Here is a 12,553-nt window from a genome sequence, read left to right as displayed (position 1 = left end):
AGCCAGCTGTGTCGATGGTGTTAGCTGGCGTTTCTTAGGCTGCTTACAGCATGGGACGACCTTTGAGACACGTGGTTTTCGTGGCTTAAAGTCGAGCTGGAACCCCGGGCCTAAGGGGTGGAAGCGTCCCCACAGCAGGCGGAATCCCTGGCAGCCGGAGCGCGGCCATCTCAAATCAATATAACTAACGCCAATATGTAATGAAAGGGCCACCCCTACGACTAATGTAGAGATGGTCCTTTCTGTTTAAACACGGTCGACCGGGTAGCTGTGCAAGCAACTGCGATCACCCGTGTTCATAGGTTTAATTTAGCTGACGGCCAAGAGGGGGTAACCGGATGACCATCAAGAGTTTCGCATGAGTTCAGTCATGTTGGTGGTAAATGCGCTGTTGAGGGGGGAGCGCACTAGAATTACTGTTGCTGAAACGTGCTCCGTGAGGCAGACTTTTCCGCTTAGTCCAGTTAAGCACCAACTCGGTTACACCGAGTCGCTCCTTAACTAAACTAATGCTCGAAGTCTTAGCGCCTCACTACGCACTCTACTTTGCGTCGTAGGCTGCTTGGAAGATCTTAACGATATCTTCTTTAGTCCCCTTACGAGGGTTAGAGAAGGCGTTCCCATCCTTCAAAGCATTTTCAGCCATCAATTCAAAGTCTTCTGGCTTAGCGCCGATTTCCTTGATTGACTTAGGAATACCAACGTCTTCGGACATCTGCTTCATGGCCTTGATGGACAATTCAGCAGCGTCACGAGTGGACAAACCATCGGTGTTTTCACCCATGATCTTTGCTAATTCAGCAAAGCGTTCTGGGCAAGCGATGATGTTGTATTCTTCGACGTATGGCAAGAGTAAAGCACAGCAAACACCATGTGGCGCGTCGTATTGACCACCCAATTGGTGAGCCATGGCGTGAACGTAACCTAAGTTGGCGTTGTTGAAGGCCATCCCGGCTAACATTTCAGCTTCAACCATCTTGGTCCGGGCTTCCAGGTTGTGACCGTTAGCAACGGCTTCACGTAAGGAAGTTTCAATCAACTTGATAGCTTCGATACATTGTGAGTCGGTGATCGGGTTGTGGTCAACGGAAACGTATGGTTCGATGGATTGAACGAAGGCGTCCATCCCAGTAGCGGCAGTTAAGCCCTTAGGAACGTCCAACATCAAAGTAGGGTCGTTGAATGAAACCAACGGAATGTTCCGCCATGAAACAACAACGAACTTCAAGTGGGTTTCTTCGTTCGTGATAACGGCGTGACGAGTCAATTCTGAACCCGTCCCGGCAGTCGTGTTAACGGCAATCAGTGGTGGCAAAGCCTTGTCGAGCGTTTCAATCCCGGCTAATTTGGTGATGTCATCACCGTTCGTCAAGATAATGCCGGCACCTTTACCAGTATCATGAGCAGAGCCCCCACCAACAGTGATAATGGAGTCCGCACCGGATTCTTCATAAAGTTTCTTAACTTCTTTAATATTCCGAATCTTAGGGTTAGGTTCAACGTTATTGTAAATAACGTAATCTACACCAGCGGCGTCTAAGGATTTCAAAGTTTGTTCAACGGCACCGTCTTTCATTCCTTCAAGGAACTTATCGGTAACGATGACGGGCTTCTTCATCCCTAACATCTTTGCACGTTCACCAATCTTGTTAATTACGCCAGGGCCAAAAAAGTTGACACTGGGCATCAGAAAGTCATAACTACGTTCAGCCATTATACAAATGCCTTCTTTCGGAAGTTTTGAAAATCATTGGTATCAATTTCACAAAGCAATTATAACCGAAAGATTTACAGTTTGCAACCGGTTTCGATTAATTGTTTGTTAGTTGGGTGAGAAAACTAGGAGGCAGCGCCGATTTGACGGCTTTTTTACCGCTGAAAGAAAATTTATGAGTCGCTTTCAAAAGGTAAAAACTATTAATGAAAGTTGGCACAAATTCTTTCCCACAACCGTTGAGTTAGTGAGAAAGTTAGCGAGCATCTTAACCGAGAGTGGGTATAATGGTGTTAGGGGATTACTTAATAAATACTATAAACGCAGGGGGACTGTGCATGAAGGATTTAAGGGCACATCGGCAAGCAGAACAGGCAGAATGGCAAGCAACGCAGCAACGGGAATTGGCGAAATTAAAGGGGGCCCAACGGTTTCTCTACCTAAATGTGGGGGCTTACCTCGCGATTTCCGTGATTGAATTTTACTTAGCCATTGTGGGGCGTTCACAGACGTTACGGGCCGACGCCCTCAATAATCTCTCGGGGATCATTTCGTCGGTGCTCCTCCTGATTGGCATTCACATCGCCAGAGACATTCATGACGATGACCTGATGGGGCAACCGTTGCCGGAAGATTCGACGGCGAGTGGGCAACGCCTTCAGTTGACACGTTTTCATTATGAGACGGTCTTCACCATGATTACGGGGATCGTCATGATTGCGATTGCGGCCAGCGTCATGTATAGCGGCATCAAGAGCCTGATGAATCCGGCCGATCAAGAGGTGCCCCGGCCGATTACGTTAGTGGGGGCGGCCGTCGCCACAGTGATTATGCTAGGCGTGTGGTGGCTGAACCGACGAGCCGGTCGGCAGTTGCAAAATGCGGCGTTGACCGCTGCGGCCCGCGATAGTCTAAGCGACGCCGTGACCAGTCTAGGCACCATGGTCGCCATCGGTGGGGCATTGGCGTTTCGCGTGACCTGGTTGGATGGCGTGGCCAGTATGCTGGTGGGACTCTTTATTCTGACATCCGGCATTCGCATCTTCCGGGAGAGCAGCCTGAACTTGGCCGATTATTTCGACCCGCAAGTCGAGCAGGAATTTGGCAAGGCCATCGCGGAGTTTACGGCGGTCGACCAGGTTTTAGAGCTCAAGGCCCATTACAACGGCAATGTAGTCACGCTGGACGTAGTGATTGCGGTTGACCCGCACATGGAGGTGCAGGACAGCTACCGACTGGGCGAAGAGATTGAGGCCGTTATGCGCCGCCGCTTCGGGATCGTTGATACGGACGTCATGGCGGTACCTGCGGAGTCAGCTACCTAATTGGTGCATGTTTCGTTAATATAAGTTTGGAGCCACAAAAAAGGCCTGAGGTTGCCCTCAGACCTTTTTATTATTAATAATTACTATTTATTGATTATTAATTAATAATTCTGTGATTTGCTCGCGCAACGCCCCATCTCGTTGGGCATCATAGCCATAGCGGTCGTCGAACCAGTGGTCCGGCGAATACAGCCAGACCGGTTTAACGCGCCGTTCTGTGGGCTCAGTTGCATAGCGGGGGAAGACGTGGGCGTGGAGAAAGTTGTCGGTGTTGCCGAGAATGTCATAGTTAACGCGTTCGCAGCCGGTCGCCTGCAGAACGGCATCGCCTAGCACGCGCATGCTTTGAAGGAAGGCGGCGCTCTCAGTTAGCGTGAGGTCGTTGAGTGCGGCGACGTTTCGTTTGGGCAGCAGGATCGAGTAGCCTGGGAGAAACTGGGTGTCGCCGTAAACGGCAAAGCCACCGGGTAGTGTTGCCATGACCATGGGATTCGAGCCGTCAATCGCCGCTTGGATGCGGTCATCTCGCCAAGAGCTCATCGCGTCACCTCCCCGGCAAAGAACGGTTCCGTGACGGTCAATGTTTTGGCGTCGAAGTTGAGTTTCGCGCTCAACCCATAAGGCAGTGCGGTCCGCGGATAGGCGTGGCCGAAGTTAAAATTGGTCATGAGGGGCACGTTGAGGTCCTGGGTCACGTCCAGCAGAGTGCGGCAGTAGTCGTCATAGTAGACCTCATTTTGCGGTTTGCCCGTGATGATGGCCTTGACGTTGCCGAGAATGCCGGCATGCTTGAGATTTTGGAGCATGGTGTGGTAGGCGGCCGGCGTCGGTTTCTCCTCACTGGTTTCCAGGAAGAGAATCTTGCCGCGCCATTCTTCGGGACTGGGGATGAGGCCGTATTTCCGCGCGATAACGGGTTCGTCGGAATAGCGCGTGTCGGTCAGCAGGCTGTTCAGGCTGTCAATGCAACCACCGAGCAGCCGACCGGTAACGACGCCGTGGCCGCGTAAAACCTGATAACCCCGCGTCTCGGGATGGCTGATTCGGGGCGTGTCGAGGGCAGCCTGCGAGAAGTCCTCGCGTTCCTCGTACCAGACGGGACTGCTGGTGATCGGTGTGGTGGCGGTGTTTTCCAGGTAGTGGGTCAGCGTGCGTTTGGTATAGGGGAGGAGGTCCGTGTCCAGCTCGGCCAAGTCGTTGATAACGTTGGGACCGTAGTAGGTGGTGAGGCCCAACCGGTACAGCATCAGGTGGTCGACAGTCGTGTCGGAAAAGCCAGTAAATAGCTTGGGATGGGCTGTGACGGCGGCCACAAATTCGGGGTCGTCAAAGAGGTAGGGGGCCAGGCGATAGGTGTCAATGCCGCCGATGGCACAGAAAATCCCAGCGATGTTGGAGTCGGTAAAGGCGGTCTTGAGGTCGGCCGCACGCGCTTCGGGATGAGCATCGAGGTAGGCGATGCCCTTTAAGGCGTTAGGCATGGCGACCGGGATCAGGCCCAATTCGCGAAGCCGTTGCTGTCCCCGATGGTACTCGTGGGCGGCGAAATCCTCGCCCATGACCCCACTAGACAGGCTCACGAGGGCGACGTGATCGCCGGTATGTAATTGATTTGGTTTTGCCATAAAAATCCCTCCCGGTAGATAAATTGTTTTAATTCTACACTTATATTGGGGAGATTCAATTCGTTGCGGGTCATTTCGGCTAGTTTAAGTGAGAAAAATCAATGGTTACCAAAAAGTACCTACTACCCAAAAGGAACCTAACGCGTTACAATGGAAAAAAAGCTGAGGAGGTCATCACGTGAAACAGTCTTACAACAACGGGGTCGAGGCAACATTAGGCGTCATCGGGGGCAAATGGAAACCCCAATTGCTCTGCCATTTAGGCAATCGGCCGCAACGAACGTGTGACCTTCGCAGAGAGCTACCGGCGATTTCGCAAAAGGTTCTGACGCAACAATTGCGTGAGCTGGAAAGTGACGGGATTATCAACCGGCACATCAGCGGTGAACGGGCCCCCTTTAAAGTGACTTACGATTTGACTGACCTGGGCCGTTCCTTGGGCCAGATTCTCGTTCAGATGTCGGTCTGGGGCGAGCAACGGGCCAGTCAGGTTCCCGATATGGAGATTGCCAACGATCATGGTGGCTTTAGCAATATTTTAACGACGAATTAGAAAATTATAAACCAGTGGGGGCACTTTCAAGTGCCTTCTTTTTTTTACGTTCGGGAGCAGTTATGCTAGGTCTCGTTAAGGAGGTGGCGCATGATATCCACAATCCGTGGCTTAACCACGACGCAGGCACTGGTGACGCATCCGGTGCAATGGCAACTCTTACTCTTACTGGCGAATGGACCGCGGACCGGCGCTAGTTTGTGGCGCGACTTGTCCTGGCACCAACGTTGCCGCTGCTGCGACGGCTTGTGGCGGTTATGGCACCACCGGCTGATTATGTTTCACGTGAAACATGGTGTCTGGCAGCTCTCCCCCCTAGGCGAGACGCTCCAACCCGTGCTAGCGGCAATCCAAACCTGTACCCAAAAGAAAGGTGAGACTCAAAATGACCTATAAATTCCTGAATTCCTTTAAATTTGATAACGGCGTGACCCTGAAGAACCGGATGGTGATGTCACCAACGACTACCATGTCGAGCTTCTACAACGGTCGCGTGACCAACGATGAAATCGACTTTTACGGCGCCCGTGCCGGTGGCGTGGGCATGATCATTGGCGAAGTTGCTAACGTTATCGCCAGCGGCAAGGGGTTTGAAGGCGAATTGTCCATCGCCGATGATGGCGATATTCCCGGATTGGCCAAGCTGGCGAACTCTATGAAGCAAAATGGAACCAAGGCCGTGCTTCAAATTTTCCACGCCGGTCGGAAGTCCAACGACAGCATTCTCCGCGGTCAGCAACCCGTTAGCGCTAGTGCCGTTAAGGCTGCTTTCCCAGCCGACTCGCAGGAACCACGCGCATTGACGGCAGACGAGATCGATGAGATCATCGTGGCGTTTGGTGATGCTACACGCCGGGCCATCGCCGCTGGTTTCGATGGGGTCGAACTCCACGGGGCCAACACGTATCTGCTGCAACAGTTCTTTTCCCCGAACTCGAACCAACGGACCGACAAATGGGGCGGCGACCGTGACGCACGGATGGGTTTTGCCAAGGCCGTCATTGCTAGCGTTCACCAGGCAATCGTCGCCAATGCGGACCGGCCATTCTTGTTGGGCTACCGCGTTTCCCCAGAAGAGATCGAGACGCCAGGGATTCGGTTGGCCGACACGTTGGCCTTCGTCGACATGCTGGCCGACTCCGATGTGGATTACGTGCACACGTCGATGGGATCCGCGCACCGGACGTCCTTGAACGATAAGACCGACCACGAACCGATCTTGACTAAATTGGTCAAGCAATTGGCCGGCCGCAAGCCACTGATCGGCGTGGGCTCCGTTGAGAAGCCAGCCGATGCCGAAGACGTCTTAGGTTTGGGCGCCGACCTGGTTGCCATGGGCCGTGAAATGATTCGCGAACCACAGTGGGTCGAAAAGGTCGTCGACGGGGATGAGACCAGCATTCGCTACCAACTTTCCCCATCCGAGATGGACGAACTGAAGATTCCGCGTGCCATGCAGGACTATTTGAAGGGCGCGTTCTACTCCGTCATGCACTTCACGACGGACCCGAACACGGCCGTGGATTATCAGAATGAAGCTGCACCGATGGAAGGTTTTGAGAAGAAGATGTAGTTCGGCACTGCGGCTGTTAGGGAGTCCACCTGCTACGATTGAGCATTGACTTTCAATTAGCGAAGGCCACCGGATATTTGAGTGAGGTTCGGGTCATTCTCAACATTGATAAGTGGGTGTCGGTTCATTGCAGACACTTATCAAAAAATTGCTAGTACTGGCCGAGTGTCGGCGGTACTAGCAATTTTTTTGTGTAGGCTGAAATTATGGCTATTGTGTCACCTGAACCTGCCCACTTCCACTGGTAATCGTCAGGGGATGTTGGCCGGTTTCATGATAGTGAGGTCATTTTGTCAAAAAAAGGTCGGGAGCCAGTCCCAACCTTTAATGCGTTAGTCTTCAATTTCTGGCGTCAGAGGGTCATCGGCTAACCGGGCTTGCAACTGCTGGTCGTACTCACGGGCGCTAGGCATCAGCCACATCGCGAGGCCACAGAGGAGCGAGCCAACGCCGCCAATAATGAACAGTTTTTCCACACCAATGGCATCTGCGAGGGGGCCGGCGAAGATCAGGCCGACCGGACCCGCCACGCTGGTCAGTGAGTTCAGCACGCCCAAGACGCGGCCCAACTGGTCGGGTGGAAAACTCTGCTGGATCATCGCCATCAAGAGGGTGCTGTAGAACGGCGTCACGGCACCGGCCAGCACGTTGAGGACGACGAACCAGATGAAGCCGGTCTGATTTCCCGGCAGAAAGCCACTGCCACCAAAGGTTACACCCATGGCCAGTGTCGCCCAGAAGATGGGTTTCATCCGGTCCCGCCATTTTCCAAAGAGGCCGATAATGGCGCCACCGCCGAGCATGCCGACGGAGTAGATGACCTCGATCAGGCCGGCTTGCCCCACGGTGCCGTGGAAGTAGCCCATGGTCATCAGGGGGTAGAGGCTGGCGGCGGGCATGAACATCAGCGTGAAGGCCGCGCCAATCATGGTGATGGCCCAGAGCCCCCGCGTGTTGCGGAGCTTATCCAATCCAAATTTGGCATCGGCTAGCACGTGGACCTTCTCATCGATCACCGGATGTTCCGGAATCATCACGAACGTCAGCAGGCTAATCCCAATGATGGCACCCAGCACGTCGACTAGAATCAGGTAGTTCATCGGCACGATGGCGAAGAGAAACGCCCCCAGCGCCGGTGAAATGATCATGTTGGCGGACTGGACCATGCCCAGCTGACCGTTGATCTGCGTCAATTGGTCGGCCGGCACCATGGTCGGCAGAATCGACTGAATCGTCGGCATCTGGAAGGTCTGCGCGATGGACCGCACGAGGAGTGAAATGAAGATCAGCCAGAGCGGGAAGGTCGTCTGCAGCGTACCCACGATGGATAGAATAATGGCAAAGATGGCCGCAATCACGTCGGGTACAATCAGCAGGCCCTTCTTGTTCCAGCGGTCGACGAAGGGTCCCACGAACGGACTCAACAGCACCATCGGCAACATGCCCAGCAACGTTGCCAGACTCAGTACGGTCGCCGAACCGGTCTGCTTGGTCAAATACCAGATAATTGCGTACTGCACGACCATACTGGTAATCCCAGACAAAAATTGACTGGTCAAAAAGAGATAAATATTACGCCGCCAGTGCGGCAAAAGTGAAGTTTCCAAGGGTCAGCCCCCCTTTGTAAAGTGCGTTAAGTCAACGATAGCTGACAGTCGGTCGATAGCGACTAGCCAGCAGGTATAAATACTTCACAGGCTGTTAATATTAGCATATTAGTAAAGGGGGGACAAGAAAAAGTGCTTGTGAATTTAAGGGGCTTAGTGACGGGGATGGAAACGGATACAAGACAGGCTGGTTGTTACTGGAATATAGACTCAGAAGACGACAAAAAACGGTCGAGCAAGGCGCGCACGACCGTTGTGTCAGGTTATTAAATTGATTATATGAAATGACAATAACGACTAGTCATACTGATTGATGAAACCTAGAGCCGGAGGAGGCCAGACAGAGCACAGTGACGGTCATGTTTGTCGGGCGGTTTTCCCGGCTTACATGACGGGACGTCCTTGGAGACTCACGGGTTGGGTGAGGTTCCAAGGCGAGCCTGAAGACCGCACTTTGGCTTCAGGCGGTCCCCACAGTGCGGCGTCTGGCGTCCGTAGGCGGTTGTCTAGGCGAAATCAAGCTGTTAAGCCGTTTGGTCGGTGGTGGGGTTGTCGCGGAGGTTGGATGGGACGAAGATGTCCGGTTTGTTATTTTCAATAATATCCGCGTAGTGTTCGACCTTAAAGTTGATGGTCGACAAGTGCTTGTTCAGCGCCGTGATTTCACTCAGCGTTCGTTCCTGCTGCGTCTTCATCATTTCATAGCGTTCGGGCACGGTGCATTCGCCCTCCTGAACCAGGTCGAGGTAGTGGTGGATGCGTTCAACGGGCATCCCGGTCGCCCGTAGGCACACGATGATGTTCAGCCACTCGAGGTCGTTGTCGTCAAAAATACGGTTGTTGTTTTCGTCGCGTTTCACGAATGGCAGCATGCCGTGGTCGTGGTAGTAACGAATGGTATAGGTAGAAATGCCCATTTTCTGAGCAACTTCGTGAATGGTATAGGACATCTAAGTTTCCTCCTCAAGGGGTTAGTGTTCGACTAACTCTAATGTAATGGATTAATGATACGTGATTCTCGCGGTCGACGCAAGAATTTTCACTCAAAATGAAGCAAATGGGTTGCCTTCAAGTAGGGCGAAGGGGGTACACTCAATATACTTGAGGGGGTGAGTCAACGTGAAACAGTTCAACGTGCAGTCAGCTGGGGCGGATTTTGTCCCGCTCCTGCCGTGGTCGACCGACCCGCGCGCCAGTGTTCACGCGTTGGCCGCCGGGGGAGTGGACCTCTTACTTTTAGATGAGGAAAATGACTTGATGAAAATAGTGCCACAACGGACGCTGGAGGACTTGATGCCACAGCTGGAAAACTCAGTGTACGGTCGGCTGTTCGACCAAGTGGCGACGCTGATTCCCCAAGCCTCACAGGAGTTGTTGGCCGACTGGTATTTGGCGATCGACCTCGCGCAGGCCAGCCATATCAACGTCGTTACCACGGCTGCCAATCTGGTGGCGTTGGCCGTGTTGCGGCTCAAAGGCGTGCCGGTGACGGCCGATAAGGTGCAGGGCGTGGCGGGTCAGGCGCAGTGTTGGTTGCTGCAAGCTCAGATGACGGAGCACCAGCTCTTTTTGCCGGCCGGCCAAGAGTTGTTACACCGCTTGTTCACACACCTGTTGGACCAGCACACCGCCTGGGATACCTACACGCCGGACCATTGCAGTCCCCACGCCGGTCGATTGGCGCAGGACGTGTACGCGCTGACATGTGGCGACTTAATGGCGGTGCAGCTCCCGGCGGCGTGGTCGTTGGTGCGGGTCGCCGCGTTGGAGAACCATCTCCTCCGCTAATCACTTTAATAATGAATGGTTGTGTGCTCGGGTAAGTCGCGGGCACACTTTTTGTTTGGTTAAATAATAACCGAATTTAATAAAGAAATTAATATGAAATGTTCGTTAAAAGCTAAAAATAGATGGACTTAAAGACGATATTCTCGTATGATGGAATAGAAATACGAATTATCAATTATAGAACCGACAGTAAAGTTAAGCATCTAACTACGATACAGGGAGGAACTTACTATGCATTGGTTGGCCGACTTGCTAGCCGCCATTGGGGTCGTCTTAAACGGGATTCCACAAGGGATCATGGCGATGGCACTAGGGTTTGCTATTTTTCCAACGATGTTTTCGTTCATTTTTGCTTCAGCGGTCAACGGGGTCTTTGGCGCGGTCGCACCGCTCTCATTTCAGGCGGAATCACTGGCGCTGACGGGAAATCTCGGCCGTAACTTGCGGGAACGGACCTCGATTATTCTGGGCGGCTCCGTCATCATGTTGCTGATTGGGGTCACCGGGACGCTGACTAAGATCGTCGACATTCTGGGGAACAACATTATGGCCGGAATGATGGCCGGGGTCGGCATTATGCTGGCCAAAATTGCGGTGGGAATGGCCAAGCAGGAACGGCTGACCGGCTGGATGTCGGTGGCCCTCGCCGCCGCAACCTATTTGATCACCAAAGACCTGGTGTGGACCATCGTGGTCTCCGTGGTCGGGTCCAGCTTGGCGGCCGTCTTCATCGAACATTACCGCGCAGAACTGCCGGAACACGTGACGGCGCGACGGTTCGTCTTTACCAAACCGATGTTGAGCGTGCGGGTCGTGCGGGGCGCGTTGAGTCTGGCCTGCTTGAACATTGGGGCTAACATTTCCTATGGGTTGATCACCGGGCAAATGACGGGCATCAAGCCTAACCCGGTCAACTTAAACCTGCTGACCATTACGCAATCCATTGCCGATATGGGCACGAGTCTGTTAGGTGGGGCGCCGGTGGAGGCGATTATTTCCGCAACGGCCAGTGCGCCCGAACCCGTCGTGGCCGGCATCATGATGATGCTGATCATGGCCGCCATCTTAGCAATTGGCTGGTTACCGAAGCTGGGTAAATACGTTCCGAGCGCGTCGATTGCTGGGTTCCTGTTTATCCTGGGAACGGCCGTGATTTTTCCAGAGAACGCCGCAACGGCCATGCAAGGCTCCGGGGCGACCGTGGCCGCAATCACACTAGTGGTGACGGCGGTGGCCGATCCGTTCGCCGGGTTGATGACCGGTGCCGTATTAAAATTTGTACTGCCACTTTTGGGACTGGGGGTTTAAACCATGATCAAGACGTACCAATTACAGGTCGGACCACTCACACGGCGGTTGCCGGTGATGCCAATCAGCGACACCATGGCGATTGCGTCATTCGTGTTGTTGGGGGATGCCGAGTTGACCGATTACGCGGCCGAAGAATTAGCGAAAAAGGTACCGGCCGAGTTCGATTACTTTGTCACGTTGGAAAGTAAGGGGATTCCGTTGGCGCAGGAGCTGAGCCGACTGACCGGTCATCAGGAGTACGTCGTCTTGCGCAAGAGCGTCAAGGACTACATGCGCGCGCCGTTGACGGTGCCGGTCAAGGCCATTACGACCAGTGCGCCTCAGATCCTGGCACTGGATGGTGCGGATGCGGACAAGCTGGTTGCCAAACGCGTCGTCATCGTCGACGATGTGATCAGTAGCGGTGGGTCGTTAAGTGCGGCCGAAGAATTAGTCAGTCGCGCGGGCGCTACGGTGGTCAGTCGCCTGGCCATCTTAGCAGAAGGCGACGCGGACAAGCGGACCGACATCGACTATTTGGCAGAACTGCCACTGTTTCCCCTATAGCGGTTGGTCAGTCACCTAACATTTTCAGCAAACTTATGGGCGAACCGTCCAGCTAAAAGGTACACTACACCTAGTGAGGCGGCGCGCGTCACGTTGAAATGGTCTGACTATACATCACCCATTTGAAAGCGCTCGTCGCCACACAAAAATCACCTGCAACTCACGCTCTCAGTCGTGACGATGCAGGTGATTTTTTGATTAACTTAAGTTGTATGAGCTGGTCGCACTCCGGCTGCCAGGGATTCCGCCTGCTGTGGGGACGCTTCAGACTGGAAAGGCACCAGTCTTCTCGCTCGATTTGAAGCCACACTAAGACCGTGTGTCTTCAAAGTCGCCCATGCTGTAAACTGGCTGATGAACCGCCAGTTAACACCATTCTCACGGCTGGCTACATCCCTGTCCTCCTCCGGCTTAGGCCAAATCTGTCCAAACGTGACGTCCTAAAATTAGCTGGACGTCACGCTGGTCAACGTGACAATTCTGTAGGTGCAGTCTCATGCTGCCGTAGGGT

At 53.4% G+C, this 12,553-nt stretch carries 12 protein-coding genes; 7 read left to right on the top strand and 5 right to left on the bottom strand.

Annotation, left to right across the window (positions count from 1 at the left end):
* Window positions 1-541: 541 nt before the first annotated feature.
* The gene (locus JUF10_RS01745) at window positions 542-1,714 is read right to left on the bottom strand and encodes an iron-containing alcohol dehydrogenase (RefSeq protein WP_048733242.1); all 1,173 of its coding nucleotides are present in this window, start codon (window positions 1,712-1,714) and stop codon (window positions 542-544) included.
* A gap of 338 nt (window positions 1,715-2,052) precedes the next feature.
* Between JUF10_RS01745 and JUF10_RS01740 the strand changes: the two genes are divergently transcribed.
* Window positions 2,053-3,039: a cation diffusion facilitator family transporter gene (locus tag JUF10_RS01740; protein WP_203640525.1), complete on the top strand. Its 987-nt coding sequence runs from the start codon at window positions 2,053-2,055 to the stop codon at window positions 3,037-3,039.
* Between the two features lie 87 nt (window positions 3,040-3,126).
* On the opposite strand, the gene JUF10_RS01735 is transcribed toward JUF10_RS01740, so the two are convergent.
* Together JUF10_RS01735 and JUF10_RS01730 are read right to left on the bottom strand one after the other, a co-directional pair.
* The gene (locus JUF10_RS01735; RefSeq protein ID WP_203640524.1) at window positions 3,127-3,579 is read right to left on the bottom strand and encodes an HIT family protein; all 453 of its coding nucleotides are present in this window, start codon (window positions 3,577-3,579) and stop codon (window positions 3,127-3,129) included.
* Entirely contained in the window at window positions 3,576-4,664 is a 1,089-nt protein-coding gene (locus JUF10_RS01730) for a S66 family peptidase (protein WP_203640523.1), read from the bottom strand. The genes JUF10_RS01735 and JUF10_RS01730 overlap by 4 nt, the downstream gene beginning before the upstream one ends.
* Window positions 4,665-4,842: 178 nt before the next feature.
* Between JUF10_RS01730 and JUF10_RS01725 the strand changes: the two genes are divergently transcribed.
* The 3 genes from JUF10_RS01725 to JUF10_RS01715 all read left to right on the top strand — a co-directional run bounded on the left by JUF10_RS01725 (window position 4,843) and on the right by JUF10_RS01715 (window position 6,790).
* Window positions 4,843-5,217 (top strand): winged helix-turn-helix transcriptional regulator, encoded by a 375-nt coding sequence (locus tag JUF10_RS01725; RefSeq protein WP_203640522.1) that lies wholly within the window; start codon window positions 4,843-4,845, stop codon window positions 5,215-5,217.
* A 90-nt stretch (window positions 5,218-5,307) separates the two neighbouring features.
* Window positions 5,308-5,613 (top strand): hypothetical protein, encoded by a 306-nt coding sequence (locus tag JUF10_RS01720; protein ID WP_203640521.1) that lies wholly within the window; start codon window positions 5,308-5,310, stop codon window positions 5,611-5,613.
* The gene (locus JUF10_RS01715) at window positions 5,603-6,790 is read left to right on the top strand and encodes an NADH-dependent flavin oxidoreductase (protein WP_203640520.1); all 1,188 of its coding nucleotides are present in this window, start codon (window positions 5,603-5,605) and stop codon (window positions 6,788-6,790) included. The genes JUF10_RS01720 and JUF10_RS01715 overlap by 11 nt, the downstream gene beginning before the upstream one ends.
* A 332-nt stretch (window positions 6,791-7,122) precedes the next feature.
* Here the strand turns inward: JUF10_RS01715 and JUF10_RS01710 are convergent, their stop codons facing one another.
* Both JUF10_RS01710 and JUF10_RS01705 read right to left on the bottom strand, forming a co-directional pair.
* A complete protein-coding gene (locus JUF10_RS01710; RefSeq protein WP_203640519.1) occupies window positions 7,123-8,397 on the bottom strand; it encodes an MFS transporter in 1,275 nt (424 codons plus the stop codon).
* Between the two features lie 524 nt (window positions 8,398-8,921).
* Window positions 8,922-9,347: a MerR family transcriptional regulator gene (locus JUF10_RS01705; RefSeq protein WP_203640518.1), complete on the bottom strand. Its 426-nt coding sequence runs from the start codon at window positions 9,345-9,347 to the stop codon at window positions 8,922-8,924.
* A gap of 169 nt (window positions 9,348-9,516) precedes the next feature.
* Between JUF10_RS01705 and JUF10_RS01700 the strand changes: the two genes are divergently transcribed.
* The 3 genes from JUF10_RS01700 (at window position 9,517) to JUF10_RS01690 (ending at window position 12,042) form a co-directional block, all read left to right on the top strand.
* Window positions 9,517-10,185 (top strand): hypothetical protein, encoded by a 669-nt coding sequence (locus tag JUF10_RS01700; RefSeq protein WP_203640517.1) that lies wholly within the window; start codon window positions 9,517-9,519, stop codon window positions 10,183-10,185.
* 231 nt (window positions 10,186-10,416) lie between these two features.
* Window positions 10,417-11,493: an NCS2 family permease gene (locus JUF10_RS01695; protein WP_203640516.1), complete on the top strand. Its 1,077-nt coding sequence runs from the start codon at window positions 10,417-10,419 to the stop codon at window positions 11,491-11,493.
* A gap of 3 nt (window positions 11,494-11,496) precedes the next feature.
* The gene (locus JUF10_RS01690) at window positions 11,497-12,042 is read left to right on the top strand and encodes a phosphoribosyltransferase family protein (protein ID WP_203640515.1); all 546 of its coding nucleotides are present in this window, start codon (window positions 11,497-11,499) and stop codon (window positions 12,040-12,042) included.
* Window positions 12,043-12,553 lie beyond the last annotated feature (511 nt).

The organism is Levilactobacillus andaensis, assembly GCF_016861695.1.
Lineage (GTDB): Bacteria > Bacillota > Bacilli > Lactobacillales > Lactobacillaceae > Levilactobacillus > Levilactobacillus andaensis.
Note: the sequence above shows the minus strand (reverse complement) of the source record. Positions and strands in the feature narration are given on the sequence as shown.